Origin of the sequence: Streptomyces phyllanthi, assembly GCF_009377205.1 — a bacterium.
GTDB lineage: Bacteria > Actinomycetota > Actinomycetes > Streptomycetales > Streptomycetaceae > Streptomyces > Streptomyces phyllanthi.
The window spans coordinates 1-19,190 of sequence record NZ_VJZE01000066.1 but is presented as its reverse complement, the minus strand read 5'-3'; the positions used below and the strand labels follow the sequence as shown (position 1 = coordinate 19,190).

Sequence of the window (19,190 nt, the reverse complement as noted above, 5' to 3'; positions counted from 1 at the left end):
GTCGCGAGGGAGCCTTGGTGATGCGGGAAGCCGTGGCCCGGCCGGGCGAGGAGGTGGTCGCCGTGTCCGAGGGGCAGGCGTCCGGGCAGGCGTCGTCCGCCGTCACGCCACCGGCGGGGCGGCCGCTGCTGTCGCTGGCGCTGGCCTCGATGATGGACGCGGTGGACGCCCACTCCGGCGCCGTGTATCTGCGGGCGCCCGGCGAGCCGGTCCTGGAGATGGCGGTCATGGCGGGGCTGCCCCGCGCATTCGCCGCGCCGTGGGAGCGGGTGGGGCTGAACGCCCACGTCCCGGTCGCCGACGCCGTACGGGAACGGCGGCTGGTCTGGGTGAGCGGCGAGGAGGAGATGGCCCGCAGCTACCCGAACATCGCCATGGCGCTGCCGTACCCCTTCGCCCTGGCCGCCGTTCCGGTGGCCACGCAGGACACCGTGTACGGCTCGGTGTTCGTCACGTGGCCCGGCTCGCACGCGCACGACCTGTCGGAGCCGGAGCGCGGCCTGCTCACCGGGGCCTGCGGCCGGCTCGCGCTGAGGCTGGACCGGGCCACGCAGGGGGGCGACCCGGTCGGACCCGAGCCCGATCTGCTCGCGACGCCGGCCGCGAGCGTGACGCCCGGGACGCTCGGCTCGATGGAGGCGACACGGATGGTGGCGCGGCTGCCGTACGGGCTGTGCTCGCTCGATCTGCACGGGAGGGTCTCCTTCGCCAACCCGGCGGCGGCCGAACTGCTCGGTGTCCCGGTGAACGGTCTGCTGGGCGTCGAGCTGTGGGAGTCGGTGCCCTGGCTCAACGATCCCGTCTACGAGGACCGCTACCGGGCCGCGCTGATCAGCCGGCATGTGACGTCGTTCGCGGCGCTGAAGCCTCCCGGCGACTGGCTCTCGTTCCGGATGTATCCGGGGCCGGACGGACTGAGCGTGCGGATCTCCCCGGCCCGCGCTGTCGCCGAGATGGGCCGATCCGGGCGGCAGCCCGGCGACGGCGGCCCCTCCCTGATGACGCTGTCGCAGGTGGTGAGCCTGACGGGTGCGCTGACCGAGGCGGTGGGCGTGCGGGACGTGGTGCGGCTGGTCGCGGGCGAGATCGCGCCGGCCGTCGGCAGCCAGGCCGTGGCCCTGCTCGGCTCACGGGGCGGGCGCCTGCACGTGCTCGGTCTGCGGGGGTACCCGGACCCGCAGGTCGTTGAGCGCTTCGACGGACTGCCGCTCAGGGCGCGGACTCCCGGTACCCGCGCGCTGACCAGCGGGGTGCCCGCCTTCCTCCGGTCCCGTGAGGAGCTCGAACGGCTGTATCCGGCACAGCCGCGGATGGAGGACGGTATGGCGGCGTGGGCGTTTCTGCCGCTGGTGGCCTCCGGACGGCCGGTGGGCGTCTGTGTGTTCGCGTACGCGGAGCCGCATCCGTTCCCCACGGAGGAACGCGCCGTACTGACCAGCCTCAGCGGCCTGATCGCCCTGGCGCTGGGCCGGGCCCTCCTCTACGACGTGAAGCACCAGGTGGCCCATGGTCTGCAGGCCGCCCTGCTGCCGCCCTCACTGCCCTCGCTCCCGGGTATCGAGACGGCGGCCCGCTATCTGCCGGCCACTCAGGGCATGGAGATCGGCGGGGACTTCTACGATCTGGTGCCCGCGCAGGAGCAGGCGGCCGCCGTGATCGGTGACGTGCAGGGGCACAACGTGACGGCGGCGGGTCTGATGGGGCAGCTCCGTACGGCCGTACGCGCGTACACGGCCGTGGGGCAGGCGCCGGAGGAGGTCATGCGGAGCACCAACCGGATGCTCATCGACCTCGGCAGCGATCTGTTCGCCAGCTGTCTGTATCTGCGCCTCGATCCGGCGGCCGGGTCGGCGGTCATGGCCCGCGCGGGCCATCCGCCGCCGCTGCTGCGCGGGCCGGACGGAAAGGTGCGGGTGGTCGAGCCGGCCGGCGGGCCGCTCCTGGGGGTCGACGCGTCCGCCGCGTACCCGGGGACCGGGATCGCGCTCGCGCCGGGCACGCTGCTCGCCCTCTACACCGACGGGCTCATCGAGTCCCCGGGCGTCGACATCGAGGACTCCCTGGCCGACCTCGCCGAACGGCTCGCCGAGACCGGGGACCGGCCGCTGGACGCTCTCGCCGACGGCCTCGTGCGGGACAGCGCCACGGCGAGGGAACGGCTGGACGACGTGGCGCTGCTGCTGTTGCGGGTGCCCGGGGACTGAGCGGCCCCGGCCCTGACGGGTCGTATCCCGCCACGACACAGAGCGGTCCGGCCCTCCCGCCGGAGGGCCGGACCGTTGCGCTGCCCGGTCGGAACCGCTGTAACGCCGGGTCAGCGGCTCAGGGAGCTGAAGACGCCCGGGTCAGGGGATGGTGATGCTGATCCCGCCGTCGTCCTCCGCGGCCTCTTCTTCCTGCTCGTTGCCGATGCCCTCTTCCTGACCGGCACCGGCCTGCTCGCCCGCACCGGCTTCCTCGCCGACACCGGCTTCCTCACCGGCACCGGCCTGGTCACCAGCGCCCGCTTCCTCACCGGCGCCGGCCTCTTCGCCGCCCGCGCCCTCTTCCTGACCGGCGCCCTGCTCCTCACCGGCGCCCTGCTCGCCGCCGGCCGCGCCGCCCTCGCCGAGGGTCGCGCCGGTCGCCTCAAGGGCGGTGCTGACGGGCTGGAAGAAGGTCTCGCCGCCGACGGTGCAGTCGCCACTGCCGCCGGAGGTCAGACCGATGGCGGCGCCGTCCGCGGTGAACAGGGAGCCGCCGCTGTCGCCCGGCTCGGCACAGACGTTGGTCTGGATGAGCCCGGTGACCGTGCCCTCCGGGTAGTTGACCGTGGCGTTGAGGCCCGTGACCTCGCCCTCGTTGAGGCCGGTGGTGGAGCCCATGCGGATGACCGGCTGGCCGACCGTGGCCTCGCCGACCTGGGTTATCTCCACCTGGTTGCCGTCGCCGGTGTCCACGGTGCTGGCCGCCTGGGTGGCCGGGTCGTCGTAGTTGACCAGCGCGAAGTCTCCCTCGCCCGGGAACGTGGCCGTCTCCGCGTCGACCGTGCCGATCGGAGCGCCGTTCTCCTCCTCCGACCACTCTGCGGCGGCGACACCGCAGTGACCGGCGGTCAGGAAGGCGGGGTTGCCCTCGGAGTTGGTGACGTTGAAGCCGAGCGAGCAGCGCGCACCGCCACCGAAGATGGCGTCACCGCCCTCGGCGAAGGTCTTGAAGGTGCCCTCGGACTTCTTGACGGTGGCCATGCCCTCGCCGAGCGACTTGACCGTCGACTGCAGTCTGTTCCACGTGTCACCAGTGACGGTGGAGTCGGCGGTGACACGGATCTCGTTGGTCTTCGGGTCGACGGCCCAGGCGGTGCCCGGGATCGACGCGTCCGCCTTCAGCGTCGCCTCGGCGGTCTTGATGTCCTCGGTGCTGTTCTCGACCTCGTTGGCAACGGCGCCGACGGACTCGATCTGCTGGATCACCTGGCTGTTGTCGCCGACCACGTTGATGATGATCTGCTGCTTGTCACCGTCGTAGTACGAACCGGCGAACGCGCCACCGAGCAGTTCTTCGAGCTGCGAGGCCACGTCCGGGACGTCGGCCGCCGTGAACGTCTTCGGGGCTGCGGCGGTGTTGTTGTCCTCGGACTGTCCCGCCATAGCGTTCGGGATAATCAGTGCGGCCGCTCCGAGCGCCACCACGCTTCCTGCCGCGATGACAGCCTTGCGCTTGGGTGTGCGTTTGTGACTCAACTCTGAACCTCCTGGGGACGGGGGCCAGGGCCACCGTCCGGCAGTGACTGGGGCGCCTGGATGCCTGTGAATACGCACGTGTCGCGTGGGGTGTTCAACGGTGGGAAGAATCAATTCATGAACCTGACTCTCGCCGAGGCCGAGAAGATCCTTTCCGCCAACTTCGCCCCATGGGTCCTTGAACTGGGGCTTTCCGTACAGGAGTTGAGTGAGCGTGGGGCGGTGCTGCGACTGCCGTGGTCCGATCGGCTGGCCCGTGAGGGGGGTGCCCTGTCGGGTCAGGCACTGATGGCCGCGGCCGACACGGCGACGGTGATCGCGGTGTCCGCGGCACGCGGCGCCTTCGTCCCCATGACGACGGTTCAGCAGTCGACCAGCTTCCAGCGAGCCGTCACGGAAGCGAACGTCACGGTGGAGGCCGTCCTCACGAAGCTCGGCCGCCGGATGGCCTTCGCCGACATCACGATGACCGCGGAGGGCTCGGAGGAGATCGCGGCGCGGGCGAGCGCCGTGTACGCGCTCCTGGGGTGACCGGGCTCCCCCTGACGTACGGACGTCCCCGCGTGATGAACGGTCAGCTACCTACCGGTAGCTGACCGTTCATCACGCGGCGCCGAATCCCGGCTTCGGCGAATCTCCACATCGAATGCGCAACCAAGTCACGGCACGCGGCGGATCCGCACAGGGGTCCGCCGCGTGCCGCGCCTTTGTGGCGGGAGTGTCCCGTTCGTTTTCCCGGCGGCCGTGACGGTGATGCAACGATGCCGCGCGCGGTGTGAAGAAGTGGCCACCGCTGCGTGTGCGGGCCTGCACCATTACGCCCTTCCCGACGTCAACTTCCCTGGTGAGGGCCGTCGTTGATTGGAAGCGCGGAGCGCCACCGTGCTTTGATCCATCGCACCGCGGCAGTCGCCCGAAGGTTCCCCGGGAGCCGGTGCCGACGCCGCGTGGCGGCCGACCGTCTGTTCCAGAAGGGGGCCGCTCTCCCCCTTATGAATATCCATACGAAGGGAAGTTCCCACATGAACTCCACCCCCCGCGTTGAGACCGCCGAGATCTCGGACGCCGCCCTCGACGCCGTCTCCGGCGGTCTGTCCGTGAACGCGGTCAACACCCTCACCAGCACCGTTGACGGCATCGTGCCGGTCTCCTCGACCGTCGACCAGGTCGTCAACACCGTTGAGGGCACCACCGGCCTGGACACCGCTCCGGTCACCAACCTGGTCGCCGGTCTCTGATCGCGCCTCGTTGCCTCTGAGTCCCGGAGCCGTTCGCCGGTTCCGGGACTCTCGGGTGCCGCAAAACCCCTGTAGGACCCGGCCCAGGTGAGGGAAGTCCGTGCAGTTCCGCCAACAGGCCCTCGCCAAGCTGCAGTCGCCCGAGGAGCTCGACCTCCCGGTGCGCTTCGCCCGCCCCCAGGGCTGGCTCGTGCTCGCGGTGACGGTGATCGCGATGGCCGCCGCGTCCGTGTGGGCCGTCACCGGTTCGGTGGCGTCCACGGTCGGCGCGCCCGCCGTCCTGACGCACGGGCAGGGCAGTTACGTCCTGCAGAGCCCCGTCGCCGGCCAGGTCACCGAGATCCTCGCCGAGCAGGGCGAGCGGATCGCCGCCAGGGCACCCGTCCTCAAGGTCCGCACCGAGCAGGGCGAGACGGTCGTACGGGCCGTCGCCGCGGGCCGGGTCACCGCGCTGGCCGCACAGATCGGCCAGATCATCTCCACCGGCGCCGATGTCGCGGCCGTCGAGAAGGTCGCCGAAGCGGGCGACCCGCTGTACGCGACGGTGTACGTGCCCGCCGCCGACGCCTCCATGATCCCCGAGGACGCCTCGGTGGACCTCACCGTCCAGTCGGTGCCCACCCAGCAGTACGGCGTGCTGCGCGGCCATGTGAAGTCCGTGGACCGCACCGCCCAGACCCCGCAGTCGATCAGCGCGTTCCTCGGCGACAGCCAGCTGGGCGAGCAGTTCACCAGGAAGGGCCGGCCGGTGGCCGTACTCGTGCGCCTGGACCGCGCGTCCGGCACCGACTCCGGCTACGCGTGGTCCTCGCAGGACGGACCGCCGTACAAGCTCACCTCCATGACCATGGCCTCGGGTTCGATCCGTATGGCAGATCAGCGTCCGATCGATTGGCTGCTGCCGTGAGCGCCTCCCGCGTGTCCCGGGAGACCGCTCCCCCACCCGTGCGCGGCAGGCGCAAGGCCCCGTCGAAACGCCCCGCGCCCAGGCCGAAGCGGAGGCAGAGGGCCGTCCGCACGCCCACCGTCCTCCAGATGGAGGCCGTGGAGTGCGGTGCCGCCTCGCTCGCCATGGTGCTCGCCCACTACGGACGGCACATCCCCCTGGAGGAGCTGCGCATCGCGTGCGGCGTCTCCCGTGACGGCTCGCGCGCGAGCAACCTGCTCAAGGCGGCGCGGAGTTACGGTCTGACGGCCAAGGGCATGCAGATGGACCTGGCCGCGCTCGCCGAGGTCAAGGCGCCGGCCATCCTGTTCTGGGAGTTCAACCACTACGTCGTCTACGACGGCATGGGCCGCCGCTTCGGCCGCCGTGGCGTGTACGTCAACGACCCGGGCAAGGGCCGCCGGTTCGTGCCCATGGAGGACTTCGACTCCAGCTTCACCGGGGTCGTCCTCGTCATGGAACCGGGCGAGGACTTCGAGCGGGGCGGGCGCAAACCCGGCGTGCTCGGCGCCATGCCGGCCCGGCTGCGCGGTACGTCGGGCACGATGCCCACCGCCGTGCTGGCCAGCCTGCTGCTGGTGGCGGTCGGCGCGGCGGTGCCCGCGCTGAGCCGCACCTACATCGACATGTTCCTGATCGGCGGCCAGACGTCCCTGCTGGGCGTGCTGTTCGCGTCGATGGGCGCCTCGGTGCTGCTCACGGTGATCCTGACCTGGTTGCAGCAGGCCAACCTCCTGCGCGGCCGCATCATCTCCTCGACCCTCTCGAGCGCCCGCTTCCTGCGCCATCTGCTGCGCCTGCCGGTCACGTTCTTCGCCCAGCGCAGCCCGGCCGACCTCGTCCAGCGGCTCCAGTCGAACGACGCGGTGGCCGAGACCCTGGCCCGCGACCTCGCGGCGGCGGGCGTGGACGCGGTCGTGGTCGTGCTCTACGCGGTGCTGCTCTACACCTACGACCCGCAGCTGACCTTCGTGGGCATCGGCGTGGCCCTGCTCAACGTGGTGGCGATGCGGGTGGTCATCCGGCTGCGCGCCACCCGTACGGCGAAACTGCGCGCCGACAGCGCCCGGCTGACCAACACCTCGTACACCGGCCTGCAGCTGATCGAGACGATGAAGGCGACCGGCGGCGAGGACGGCTATTTCCGCAAGTGGGCCGGACAGCACGCCACCACCCTGGAGGAGCAGCAGCGCCTCGGGGTGCCGAGCGCCTGGCTGGGCGTGGTGGCACCGACCCTGGCGACCCTGAACAGCGCGCTGATCCTGTGGATCGGCGGGATGCGGGCCGTCGAGGGCCATATCTCGGTCGGGCTGCTGGTCGCGTTCCAGGCGCTGGTGACCCGCTTCACCGCGCCGCTGACGCGGCTGAACGGTGTCGCGGGCCGTATCCAGGACTTCGCGGCCGACGTGGCCCGGCTGAAGGACGTCGAGAACTTCCAGGTGGACCCGCTGTACGCCCGCCGCGGCGCGACGGAGTCAACGCGCCGGCTGCACGGTCATGTCGAGCTGGAGAACATCACGTTCGGCTACAGCCCGCTCGACAAGCCGCTGCTGACCGGCTTCGACCTGACGGTCGGCCCGGGACAGCAGGTGGCGCTGGTCGGCGGCTCGGGCAGCGGCAAGTCGACGGTGTCCCGGCTGATCGCGGGCCTGTACGCGCCGTGGGAGGGCGTGATCCGCATCGACGGGCAGCGGCTCGAGGACATTCCGCGCGGTGCGCTGGCCGCCTCCGTCTCCTTCGTCGACCAGGACGTGTTCCTCTTCGAGGGCACGGTCCGCGACAACGTGGCGCTGTGGGACCCGTCGATACCGGACGACGCGGTCGTGACCGCGCTGGAGGACGCGGCGCTGTACGACGTCGTGACGCGCAGGCCCGGCGGCATCCACAGCAGGGTCGAGCAGGACGGGCGGAACTTCTCCGGCGGGCAGCGGCAGCGCCTGGAGATCGCCCGGGCCCTGGTGCGCAGGCCCAGCATCCTCGTCCTCGACGAGGTGACGAGCGCGCTGGACGCGGAGACCGAGCTGGTCGTCATGGACAACCTGCGCAAGCGCGGCTGCGCCTGCGTGGTGATCGCGCACCGGCTGAGCACGGTCCGCGACAGCGACGAGATCGTGGTGCTCCAGCACGGCACGATCGTGGAGCGCGGGCGGCACGAGGACCTCGTCGCGCGCGGCGGCGCGTACGCCGCGCTGGTCAGGGAGCGGTGAGATGAGAGCCGTTCAGGAAGGGCACGAGGGCGACGTGGTCCTCGGCGCGCTCGGCGGGATGGGCACGCCGATCGACTGCAGCGGGTACAGCCGCCTCGATCTGGAGGGCCCGCAGGTTCTGTGGCTGGTGGCGTCGGGCGCGCTCGACCTGTTCGCGGTCGACGCCGGGGAGCAGGGCCACTGGCACCATCTCGGTCGGCTGGAGGCGGGTTCCCTGCTGCTCGGCCCGGTCGCCGGGCCTCAGCACACGCTGGTGGCCCGGCCGTTGCGCGACTGCGTGGTGCGCCGTATCGGACTGCGCGAGCTGTACCAGCCGGTCGACACGGCGAGCTGGTCGTACGACGAGTACGGCAACGCGCAGTACGTGCCGCCGACGACGAGCCCGTTGGAGTACGCGCTCGCCCTGGGCGTCGGCCGGAGCCTGTCGATCCTCTTCCAGGCGCCCATGGCCACAGAGAACGCGGCGGCGCTCACTGACGACGACGTCTTCTGGATGCAGGTGCCCCCGGGCAGCGTCCAGTACGGCTCCCTGTACGGCGCCGAGGCGGCGGCCGACCTGCTGATGGACCCCGGGGTCTGGCAGGGCATGGTCGACCAGCAGTACCGGCTGCTCGCCACCCTGGACCGGTGGATCGAGCAGCTGGAGCGCACCCACGAGGACCGTACGGCCGCCGGGATCAAGGCGGGCGAGGCGGTGCGCGCCCAGGCGGACCGGACGCTGCTGGCCTCGATCGGCAAGCCGTCGTCGGCGCGGCGCACGACGGCGGCGGACGCCGACGCCACGTACGCGGCCTGCGAGCTGGTCGCCCGCGCGGCCGGGATCGCCCTCTCCGAGCCCGCGCAGAGCGGCACGGAGAGCGACCGGCTCGACCCGGTGGAGCGGATCGCGCTCGCCTCGCGGGTGCGTACCCGCGCCGTACGGCTCACCGGGCGCTGGTGGCGGGAGAACGTCGGCCCGCTGGTGGGCCACCGGTCCCTGTCGGGCGCACCGGTCGCGCTGCTGTGGCGGCGGGGCGGCTATGTGGCCGTACAGCCGTCGTCGGGACGCGAGACGCCGATCGAGAAGGCGAACGCGACGGAGTTCGAGCCGCGCGCGGTGATGTTCTACCGTCCGCTGCCCGAGCGGACGCTGAGCCCGCTGCGGCTGATGCGGTTCAGTCTCCAGGGCACCGGCGGCGACCTGGGCAACCTGGCGGTGAGCGGACTGGTGACGGTCGCGCTGAGCGCGCTGGTGCCGATCGCCACGGGCAAGGTGCTCGGCGTCTACGTGCCGAAGGCGCAGGAGAACCTGATCGTGCAGGTGTGCCTCGCGATCATCGTGGCGAGTGTGGTGTCGGCGGCGTTCCTGCTGCTGCAGAACCTCACGATCCTGCGCCTGGAGGGCCGGATCGAGGCCACGCTGCAGCCGGCCGTGTGGGACCGGCTGCTGAGACTGCCGACGAAGTTCTTCACCTCGCGCTCCACGGGCGAACTGGCCAGCGCGGCCATGGGCATCAGCTCGATCCGCAGGCTGCTGGCGGGCGTCGGTCCGGTCGTCGCCCAGTCCGTGACGGTCGGCGCGGTGAACCTGGCGCTGCTGCTCTGGTACAGCGTGCCCATGGCGCTGGCCGCGATCGGCATGCTCGTGGTCATCGCCGCGGTGTTCCTGGGCCTGGGGCTGTGGCAGGTGCGCTGGCAGCGGCGGCTCGTGGTGCTCGGCAACAAGCTGAACAACCGGGCGTTCCAGACCCTGCGCGGGCTGCCGAAGCTGCGGGTCGCGGCGGCCGAGAACTACGCGTACGCGGCCTGGGCGGGCGAGTTCGCACGCAGCCGGGAGCTCCAGCAGAAGGCCGGTCGCGTCAAGAACCTCACCGCCGTGCTGGGCGCCGTGTATCTGCCGCTGGTCACGCTGGTGATGTTCATGCTGCTGGCCGGTCCGGCGCGCGGCTCGATGTCGGCGGCCGCCTTCCTCACCTTCAGCACCTCGGTGACCATGCTGCTGACCTCGGTCACCCAGCTGACCGGCGCGTTCGTGTCGGTGGTGTCGGCGCTGCCGCTGTTCGAGGAGATCAAGCCGGTACTGGAGGCGGCGCCCGAGGTGCGTACGGCGAACACCCGGCCGGGTGTGCTGTCCGGTGCCATCGAGGCGCGTCGGCTGTCCTTCCGGTACGCCGACGACGGCCCCCTGGTCCTCGACGACGTGTCCTTCCGGATCGGCGCGGGTGAGTTCGTGGCGATCGTCGGCCCCAGCGGCTGCGGCAAGTCCACGCTGCTGCGGCTCCTGATCGGCTTCGACAAGCCGGTCTCGGGGAGCGTCCTGTACGACGGCCAGGACCTGGCGGCCCTCGACCAGTCGGCCGTGCGCCGCCAGTGCGGGGTCGTGCTCCAGCACGCGCAGCCGTTCACCGGCTCCATCCTGGACGTCATCTGCGGAGCGGAGCCGTACACGCCCGAGGAGGCGATGGCGGCGGCCGAGATGGCGGGGCTGGCCGAGGACATCAAGCGGATGCCGATGGGTCTGCACACCATCGTGCAGGGCAGCGGTGCCGTCTCCGGCGGTCAGCGCCAGCGGCTGATGATCGCCCAGGCGCTGATCCGGCGGCCGCGCATCCTCTTCTTCGACGAGGCCACCAGTGCCCTCGACAACGAGACCCAGCGCAAGGTCATCGAGAGCACCCGGGCCCTCAACGCCACCCGTGTCGTCATCGCCCACCGCCTGTCCACGGTGCTGGACGCCGACCGCGTCATCGTGATGGAGGACGGCAGGGTGGCCCAGCAGGGGCCTCCGGCGCAGCTTCTGGCGGACACGGGTGGCCGGCTGCACGAGCTGGTGCGGCGGCAGATGGCCTGACGGAGCGAGCCGGGGGCCGGGTCAACCGGGGACACGCTCCAGGGCCGCCTCCAGCTCTGCCACCCGTCGTGGCACGTCGAGGGAGCGGACCAGCTCCAGCGCCTCGCCGTAGGCCTCCCGGGCGAGGGCGGGCCGGCCGGCGTGGAGGTGGATGTCTCCCAGGATCTTGAGCATGGTGGCGAGCCCCGCCCGGTCACCGCGGGTCCGGTGGAACTCGACGGCCGGCGCGAGGACCTCCTCGGCGTCGGCGTACCGGCCCATCTCGTCGTGCACCAGGGCCAGATGCCACTGGCACCACACGATCTCCGCCGGGTCGCCGCGGCGTCGGCTCTCCTCCAGGGCGTCGGTCAGGACGCGTGCCGCCTCCTCGTGCCGCTCCAGTTGCCGGTAGGCGTCGGCCATGTGGGCGGCGAGCCAGATCTCGGCGCCCTTGTCGCCGCGCTGCCGGTAGATGGCCCGGGCCTCGGCGTACCGGCGCAGCCCGTCCCCGGGGCGATGCAGATCGCACTGGAAGTCGCCGAAGTGCGTCAGGATCCAGCCCTCCTTGTCCTGGTCGCCCCTCCCCCTGGCGATCTCCAGGGCCCGCGCGTACAGTTCGGCCGCCTCGTGGCGGCCGAGGGCCCGGCGCGCCTCGGCGAGATGGATGAGGGAGCCCAACTCCGCGCTCTCGTCGTGCCGTGTGCGGGCCGCCTCCACCGCCATGGCCTTGACGGACTCCATCTCCTCCCAGTGGCTGCGGTTGAAGAGGAGGCCGTAGAGCGATTCCGCCATGCTGAGCACCAGGTCCCACTCCTGGGTCTCGTACGCGCGGCGGATGGTGGCCCGGACGTTGAGGTGTTCCTCCGCGAACCAGTCGACGGCGTCGGCGGGCGGGAGTTCGTGGGCTCCCGGACGGCTCATCCAGGTGGCCATCCGGGTCGCGTACCAGTCCAGTGAGCGCCGCACGGCCGCCTGCCGGTCCGCCGCCGGTTCGGTGCGCTCGGCATGCTCCCTGGCGTACAGGCGCAGCAGGTCGTGCAGCCGGTAGCGCTCACCGGTGGAGCCGCCGACCTCGACGAGCTGCCGGTCGGCCAGTTCGCCGAGCAGCCGCTGGGCGTCCTCCGGTCCGATGCCTGCGCAGACCGCCGCCAGTTCGGACACGAAGTCCGCTCCGGCGAGCAGGCCGAGGTACCGGAACAGGCGGCGGGTGTCCTCCCTGAGGGCCCGGTAGCTGACCTCGAAACTGCTGCGTACGCCGATGTCCTCGCCGTCCAGTTGGCCCTCCAGCTGCGAGATGCGCTGCCGTTCGTCGGCCAGCAGCTCCGCGTGCACGCCCAGGGGCCGCCTGCTCTGGGAGGGGGCGATCAGGTTGGCTCCGGTGATGCAGATGGCCAGGGGCAGTCCTCCCAGAAGGGTAACGATGGTGTGAGCGGCGTCGCGTTCCCGGGCGACCCGCTTGGCGCCCACGATCCGCTCGAACAGCCGCAGGGCTTCCACATCGGGCAGCGGCTCGACCTCGACCCGGTCCGCCCCCTTGACGGAGGGCAGGGCCGAGCGGCTGGTGAGGAGGGCGGCGCTGCCCGGCGCGGTGGGCAGCAGTGGGACGATCTTGGGCACCTCGGCCACGTTGTCCAGGACGAGCAGACTCGGCCCGCCCCGCAGCAGGTCCTGCACCACTCTCTGGCGGCCCGGGGCGTCGGGCGGCAGGTCGTCGCCCTTCAGCCCGAACGCCTGGAGGATCTGGATCATGGCGGCGTCGGTGGACACCTCGAAGCCCGTGCCGCCGAGGTCGACCTGGATGCGGGCGTGCCGGAAGGTGGGGGCGAGGCGGTGGGCGATCTGGGTGGCGAGCTCGGTCTTGCCGACGCCGGCCATGCCGTGCAGGACCACGACCGGGGCGCTGTCGGCCAGTTGGTCGGTGAGCAGGGCGCTGGCCCGCACGATCGCGCGTGCGCGGTCGGTGAAGTCGGTGGCGGCCCGGCGCAGTTTCATGTGCCGGGTCGCGGGCTGTCCGTTCCCGGTGCGGGGACGGGGCAGGTCGATCCAGTTGCCCACCCCCAGGTCCCACCACCACGGCGTGTCCTCGCCCAGGGCGATCAGCCCGGTCAGGGGTGTCACGGTCAGGGTGGAGGAGCCCTCGGGCAGGTGGTGCTCGGTGATGACACCCACCGCGGCGGGGTCGGTTCCCGCGTCGTCGCTGAAGACGACCGCCCCGGACATGCCGTGCCACTGCGAGTCCTCTCCCCCGGCCGTCCCGCGCGGCGTGGAGTCCGTGCGGAACTCCAGAAGGCCGCGTCGCAGGTTGGAGCCCGGTGCGATGAATCCGTTGATCTGGGAGCTGTCGCGCAGGGGCACGTCGGTGCCTTCCCGGGGGTGCTCCTTCCAGGCGGGGTAGCCCAGCGCCCAGCACGTGACCCGTTCGGTCCGTCCGCGGTCGACGCGCGCGTACCGCACGGTGGAGACGTCGGCCAGGGCAGGGTGGTCGGCGACCCGCAGCACGGCGAGGTCCTGATCGGGATCCGCGGCGAGGATGTCCGCCGCCAGGTCGAACTCCTCCCGGCGCCGTACGCTGATCCGCACGGTGCCGCGGCCGTCGCCGAGCACGTTGTGCGCGGCGGTGAGGATCAGCCGGCCGCCGACGAGACAGCCGGAGCCGACACTCCATGCTCCGTCCCGCCATCTGCGGATCACTTCCACCGCGCGCCCGGTGGGGGCCGTCTCCGCCGTCATCCGGGTCTCCGGCGTCACTGCCCGGCGGGGAATTCACGCGTGACGCGCACCGGCCGTCCCGTACGGTCGGTCGGTGCCTCCAGCGTGATCAGGACCCGCTGGATCTCCTCCCTGCGGTACTGTCCGTCGCCGCCGAGTTCCAGCACCCAGAACTTGGCGCGGCTCGTGCCTGTCGCCTGGTGTGTGACTCCGACGCTCAGCTCCAGTTGCACCTCGCCGACACCGAAGCGGAGATCCGCGTCCGAGCCGGCGGCGACGGCCTCGGCCAGTTCCTTCCGCAAGGCGGCGATGGTCTCGGCGAGCCCAAGGTTCCCCACTGTGCTGTCCCCCGTGTCCGTGTTCCGCGTCGGCACGGCGCCGAGCGGCCGCCGACCGGAGACACCTCCCCCGCCGGGCGGGACGAGTATTCCCACGCGGATGGCAGGTCACGCGGGAATCCCGGGAACGCCCGCGGCGCGGTGCGTGCCGTGATAATGCCGCGTGGTGGGTTCACGGCCCGCCGTACGGCGCCCATGGTGGTGGTATGCGCAGATCCGCGGCGGCCGTAGGCAGTTCGGTGTTCCTCGCGTGTGTGCCGGGCACGGTGGCCGTGCTGGTGCCGTGGTGGCTGACCGGGTGGCGGGCCGGGGACTGGTGGCCCCCCTTGCGGGGGCTGGGGATCGTGCCGCTGGTGGCGGGCGCCGTGGTGCTGTCGTCCGCGTTCGTACGGTTCGTGGTGGAGGGGCTGGGCACGCCCGCCCCCGTCGCGCCCACCGAGCACCTCGTCGTGGGCGGGCTCTACCGGTATGTGCGCAATCCGATGTACGTCGCGGTCGTCGCCGTGATCGCGGGGCAGGCTCTGCTGCTGGCACGGCCGGTGCTGTTGGCCTACGGCGCGCTTGCCGGGCTGGGGATGTGGGCGTTCGCGAGGGGGTACGAGGAGCCGGCGCTGGCGCGGCGGTTCGGTGAGGAGTACGAGCGCTACCGGCGGGCCGTGCCCGGCTGGTGGCCCCGGCCGCGTCCCTGGCGCGGGCCGGAGTGACGCGGCAGGAGCAGCAGCGACGCGACCGGGATCGCGGCCAGGACCAGCCACGGCACCGCCGGCGGGAGTCCGGTGTCCAGGAGGGAGCCCGTGGCCGAGCTGCCGATCAGGACGATCAGGCCGGAGACGGAGGACAGCGCGCCCGTGTAGAGGCCGAGGCGTCCGTCCTCGGCGAGGTCGGGCACCCAGGCGCGGGCGGCGGGCGCGACGAGCATCTGGCCGAGGGTGAGCAGGACGACGAAGCCCGCCGCGGGCAGCAGGCCCGTGGCTCCCGTCCATCCGGCGGGCCGGGCCACCGCGACGACCGCGAACCCGGCGGCGATCAGCAGCAGTCCGGCCGCCATGGAGCGGCGCAGGTCGAGCCGGTGCGCGGCCCAGTTGGTGACGGGCAGCTGGGCGGTCACCACGAGCAGCGAGGACAGCGCGAACAGCCAGGCCAGCGGCGCCTGTGAGCCGGCCGCGCGCTCCACCTCGTCGGGGAGGATCAGATACAGCTGGTTGTACGCCAGCAGATAGGCGCCGTACGCGCAGCACAGCGCGAGGAAGCGGCGGTTGCGGGCGAGCCCGCGCAGGCCTCCCCGGGCCTTCACGCGCGCCCGGCCGGGTATGTGCTGCGGCAGCAGCCGGGCGTGCCCGGCCAGGACGAGGACGAAGACCCCGGCGCCGGTCAGGCACACCGTGCGGAAGTCCACCTCGAGCAGCAGCGCGCCGATGAGGGGGCCGACGAAGGCGCCGGCCTGTCCCGCCACCGTGAACAGGGCCAGCACGCTGGTGCGGGAGCCTCCGCCCGCCTCCTCCCAGACGACCGCCTGTCGGGCCACTTCGGACTCGACGGCCGGGGAGAACAGGGCGGCGGCGAAGCCGATGAGCAGGACGGCGCCGATGACCGCCCAGGACTCCTCGGCGTGTCCGAGCCACAGGAACCCGGCGATCCGCAGTACGCAGCCCACGAGCACCACGGGCCGTACGCCGTACCGGTCGGCCAGGGCGCCGCCCACCACGAACAGGCCCTGCTGGCTGAAGGTGCGCAGCCCGAGGACGAAGCCGACCATCCAGCCCGCCATGCCGATCGCGGTGCCGAGGTGCTCGGCCAGGAAGGGCAGTACGGCGAAGAACCCGATGTTGAAGGCGAGCTGGGTGAGGATCAGCAGCCGCAGGAGGGGGTTCAGCCGCGTCCAGGTGCGGCGGCGCCCTCCGGTCGTGGTCTGCGTCGGTGTGGGTGTGGGTGTCGGTGGCTGGGTCGTCATCCGGTTTTCCCGAGTGTGGTCGCTGTGGCGGGCTTCGGCCGTCGTACCGCGGCCGGGGTACGCGGCCGGGGCAGCCGCACCCCGCCCGCCGCCGTGACCGCCAGCGCCCCGAGAAGGGCGAGCACGGCGGCGGGGGCGAGTACGGCCCAGGGGGCGCGTTCGACGTACGGCTGGTTCTCGGCGAGGAGCAGGCCCCATTCGGGGTCCGGTGGCCGGGTGCCGAGGCCGAGGAAGCCGAGAGCGGTCAGGGCGAGGGCCACGGAGGGCAGCCGGAGCAGGGCGTGGCGGGTGACCGGGGGCAGTACGGCGGGCAGGAGTGCGCGCCGGAGCAGGTGGAACCGGTCCGCGCCCAGGGCCTTCGTGGCCGTCACATGCGTGGTGGCCCGCTCCTGTTCGAGGAGGGCGGTGGTGTGTGCGGCGAGCGGGGCCCAGGCGACGGCGGCGACCGCGAGGGCGGGTGTCGCGGGGCCGCTTCCGGCCACTCCGGCCGTCAGCAGGCCCGCGAGGACGGGCGGTACGGCGTTGACGGTGTCGACGAGCGGCCCGGACAGCCGGGGCAGCAGGCCGAGCAGGACGCCGGTGAGAAGGGCGGCGGCACTGATCGCCACGGCGAGGGCGAGCGTGCCGAACGCCCCGTGCCCGATGCGGGCGAGCACGTCGCGGCCGAGCGCGTCGGTGCCGAACGGGTGGGTCCAGGAGGGGGGTTGGAGCCGGGCACCGGTGTCCAGGACCAGCGGGTCGCGGGCCAGGCCGCACGCGATGACGCCGATCAGGACCGCACCGTACAGCAGCGGCGTCGTCCTGGGCGCGGGACGCGTGGGCCGGTGCAGGGACCGGAGGGCGTTGTCGCGCAGGGCCGGGCCGATGAGCAGGCGGGCGGTGAGCCGGGCGAGCGCCGCGGCGACGGCGGCCAGCAGGACGAGGGCGAGCGTGCCGGCCTGGAGGACGGGCAGGTCCTGGGCGATCGCGGCCTGGAGGGTGGTGCGGCCCAGTCCCGGGATGTCGAAGATCTGCTCCACGGCGACCGCGCCACCGGTGAGGCCGACGGCGAACAGGCCGAGGTTCGGCAGGAGTCCGGGCACACAGCGGCGCAGCGCCTGCCGGGCGACCGAGCGTGCGGGGACGCCCCGTGCCGCGGCGGCCGGCGCCCAGGGCTCGGCGAAGGCGCCCGGCAGCGTGTCGTCGAGCATGCGGCCGAGCAGCGCTCCCGCGGGCAGGCCCAGGGCGAGTGCGGGGAGCAGCGTCCAGCGGGGCCCGTACCAGCCGAGGGCGGGCAGCCAGCCGAGGTGGACGCCGACCACGGCGGCCAGCACGGAGGCGGTGAGGAACTCGGGCAGCGCGGCCAGCACCGCTGATGCGGCACCTCCTCCCCCGCGCTCGCCGAGGCGGCGGCGCGAGCCCAGCCACAGCGTGCGGGCGGTGACCGCCGCCGCCGTGGCCACCGTGACCACGAGCGCGACGGCCATGAGCAGCAGCGAGACACCGAGGGCCTGGACGATTCCGGGGCCCACCTCGTCCCCGGAGATCCAGGACCGCCCCGCGTCACCGCGTGCGAGGCCCGAGAGCCAGTCGCCCAGGATGCGCGACGGTCCGGCGTCCAGGCCGAGTTGCCCGCGCACGGCCGCCAGCACCTCGGGGGTGGGGGTGCGTTCGGCCGAGCGGGCCTTGAGGACGGTGAGCGCCGGGTCGGTGCGCGACAGCCACGGCAGCAGACCGATGCCGCAGAGCAGGGCCGCGGCGAGCAGGGCCCGCCAGAGTGTGCGGCTCAGCGTCGTGTCCCCGTGCCGATGAGCGTGCGCTCGTACGGGTCGAGGACCACTCCCCGTACGCCGGTGCCGACGCCCGTGATGATCTGCTGGTGGACCAGGGGCACCAGGGCGTCCGTCCCCAGGATCGCGGCCTCCGCGTCCATCGCCGCCTGCTGCCGCTCGGCGGTGTCGGACATGCCCTCGGCCTTGGAAACGGCCTTGTCCACGCCCTTGTCGCAGAGCAGCGCGAGGTTGTAGCCGCCGTCGCAGGCGTGGTCACTGGCGAGGACGGACACCGGGTCGCCGGTGTCGAGAAGGGTGTTGCGGGCGGCGACGAAGGCGTCGAACTTCCCCGCCAGGGCGTCGCTCTCCAGCCGCGAGTACTCGCGCACTTCGAGCTTCACCTTGAATCCGGCCTTCTCCAGCTGCTGTTGGAGGACCTGGGCGACCTCGGGCAGCTCGGGCCGGTTGTCGTACGTGGCCACGGTCACCGAAGTGCCGTCCGGATCGGCGGCCCCGGCGCGTCCCTCGGGCTTGACGCGCTTGTCGGCGGCCCAGGTGACGGCGGGCCCGAAGACGCCGGCGCCCGGGTCGGCGTACCCCTCGTACACGTCCTTGGCGAGGACGGAGGTGTCGACGGCCTCCCGTGCGGCGGACCGGAGCGCCGGGTCCTTGAAGGCGCCTTTGCCGGTGTTGAGGAGGAGGCTGGTGGTGCGGGTGGTGGGCGTCTCGTGGCGGGTGCCCTGGTCCAGTGCGGCCGCCTGGGAGACGGGGACCGCCTCGGCGATGTCGACCTGTCCGGTGCGCAGGGCGTTGGTGCGGGCCGTGCCGTCGGATATGAACCGGGCGTCGATGCCGGAGGCCTGGGCGCGTCCGCCCCAGTGGTCGTCGTGGCGGTCGAGGGTGGCGGCGGTGGTGCCGGTGACCTTGGTGAGTTCGAAGGGGCCCGTGGCGGTGCCCACGGGGTCGGCCTTCCCGCTCCCCTTGCCGTACGCCTTGGGCGAGAGGACCGCGAGCCCGGGGCTCGACAGGCGCAGCGGCAGGGCGGGGTCGGGGTCCTCGGTGGTGACGCGCACCTTGCTTCCGCCGGCCCCGGTCGCCTTCAGCGTGACGCCGGAGAGGGCGGCGGGTACGGGTTCCGCCTCGGTCGCGCGGGTGAGTGCGGTGGCGACGGCGGCCGGGGTGACCTCCGTGCCGTCCTGGAAGGTCGCCTCGCGGAGGGTGAACAGCCAGGTCCGTTCGTTCTCGCGGGTCCAGGACTCGGCGAGCGCGGGGGCCGCCGAGCCGTTGGCGTCCAGTCCGGTGAGGCCCTCGGTGACGCCGAGCCGGCTGAGGAGGGTCGCGTCGGCGCCGTACGGGGAGAGGTTCTCGGCGGGCGGGAAGGCGAGGGCGACGCGGAGGCGGGAGCCGTCCGCGGAACCCTCTCCGGACGCGTCGCCGCCGGAGGCGAAGCAGCCGGTCAGGGCGGGGGTGAGCAGCAGGCCGGCGAGCAGCCGGCGCCGGGGGACGGAGCGCATGGTCC

General features: G+C 72.7%; 13 protein-coding genes. 7 read left to right on the top strand and 6 right to left on the bottom strand.

All coding sequences use genetic code 11. The features are described from left to right. Positions 1-20 precede the first annotated feature (20 nt). Positions 21-2,204 carry a PP2C family protein-serine/threonine phosphatase gene (locus tag FNH04_RS12665; RefSeq protein ID WP_152783514.1) on the top strand — a complete coding sequence of 728 codons (2,184 nt, stop codon included), beginning with the start codon at positions 21-23 and terminating at the stop codon, positions 2,202-2,204. Positions 2,205-2,345: 141 nt separating this feature from the next. Here FNH04_RS12665 and FNH04_RS12660 read toward each other — a convergent pair whose 3' ends face one another. Beyond that, on the bottom strand, positions 2,346-3,722 hold the full coding sequence (locus FNH04_RS12660) for a S1 family peptidase (protein ID WP_194236649.1): 1,377 nt from the start codon (positions 3,720-3,722) through the stop codon (positions 2,346-2,348). A gap of 117 nt (positions 3,723-3,839) precedes the next feature. Between FNH04_RS12660 and FNH04_RS12655 the strand changes: the two genes are divergently transcribed. From FNH04_RS12655 to FNH04_RS12635, 5 genes are all read left to right on the top strand, one after another. Then, positions 3,840-4,253 carry a PaaI family thioesterase gene (locus FNH04_RS12655; protein WP_152783512.1) on the top strand — a complete coding sequence of 138 codons (414 nt, stop codon included), beginning with the start codon at positions 3,840-3,842 and terminating at the stop codon, positions 4,251-4,253. A 491-nt stretch (positions 4,254-4,744) separates the two neighbouring features. Next, positions 4,745-4,960 carry a type A2 lantipeptide gene (locus FNH04_RS12650; protein ID WP_152783510.1) on the top strand — a complete coding sequence of 72 codons (216 nt, stop codon included), beginning with the start codon at positions 4,745-4,747 and terminating at the stop codon, positions 4,958-4,960. A gap of 100 nt (positions 4,961-5,060) precedes the next feature. Then, complete coding sequence (locus FNH04_RS12645; protein WP_322722977.1) at positions 5,061-5,867, top strand: HlyD family efflux transporter periplasmic adaptor subunit; 807 nt, start codon at positions 5,061-5,063, stop codon at positions 5,865-5,867. Between the two features lie 38 nt (positions 5,868-5,905). After that, positions 5,906-8,113: an NHLP family bacteriocin export ABC transporter peptidase/permease/ATPase subunit gene (locus FNH04_RS12640; RefSeq protein ID WP_322722980.1), complete on the top strand. Its 2,208-nt coding sequence runs from the start codon at positions 5,906-5,908 to the stop codon at positions 8,111-8,113. 1 nt (position 8,114) lies between these two features. Next, the gene (locus FNH04_RS12635) at positions 8,115-10,943 is read left to right on the top strand and encodes an NHLP bacteriocin export ABC transporter permease/ATPase subunit (RefSeq protein ID WP_152783506.1); all 2,829 of its coding nucleotides are present in this window, start codon (positions 8,115-8,117) and stop codon (positions 10,941-10,943) included. A 21-nt stretch (positions 10,944-10,964) separates the two neighbouring features. On the opposite strand, the gene FNH04_RS12630 is transcribed toward FNH04_RS12635, so the two are convergent. Both FNH04_RS12630 and FNH04_RS12625 read right to left on the bottom strand, forming a co-directional pair. Next, complete coding sequence (locus tag FNH04_RS12630) at positions 10,965-13,652, bottom strand: tetratricopeptide repeat protein (protein WP_152783504.1); 2,688 nt, start codon at positions 13,650-13,652, stop codon at positions 10,965-10,967. Between the two features lie 14 nt (positions 13,653-13,666). Continuing rightward, entirely contained in the window at positions 13,667-13,969 is a 303-nt protein-coding gene (locus FNH04_RS12625; RefSeq protein ID WP_152783502.1) for a trypco2 family protein, read from the bottom strand. 206 nt (positions 13,970-14,175) lie between these two features. Here FNH04_RS12625 and FNH04_RS12620 point away from each other — a divergent pair, with 206 nt between their 5' ends. Further along, positions 14,176-14,673, top strand: coding sequence for a methyltransferase family protein (locus tag FNH04_RS12620; protein ID WP_152783500.1), 498 nt, complete (start codon positions 14,176-14,178; stop codon positions 14,671-14,673). Here FNH04_RS12620 and FNH04_RS12615 read toward each other — a convergent pair. The 3 genes from FNH04_RS12615 to FNH04_RS12605 all read right to left on the bottom strand — a co-directional run bounded on the left by FNH04_RS12615 (position 14,613) and on the right by FNH04_RS12605 (position 19,185). After that, a complete protein-coding gene (locus tag FNH04_RS12615) occupies positions 14,613-15,920 on the bottom strand; it encodes an MDR family MFS transporter (protein WP_152783498.1) in 1,308 nt (435 codons plus the stop codon). The genes FNH04_RS12620 and FNH04_RS12615 overlap by 61 nt on opposite strands. Next, a complete protein-coding gene (locus FNH04_RS12610) occupies positions 15,917-17,386 on the bottom strand; it encodes an ABC transporter permease subunit (protein ID WP_152783522.1) in 1,470 nt (489 codons plus the stop codon). The genes FNH04_RS12615 and FNH04_RS12610 overlap by 4 nt, the downstream gene beginning before the upstream one ends. Before the next feature lie 299 nt (positions 17,387-17,685). Beyond that, positions 17,686-19,185 (bottom strand): ABC transporter substrate-binding protein, encoded by a 1,500-nt coding sequence (locus tag FNH04_RS12605; RefSeq protein ID WP_152783524.1) that lies wholly within the window; start codon positions 19,183-19,185, stop codon positions 17,686-17,688. Positions 19,186-19,190 lie beyond the last annotated feature (5 nt).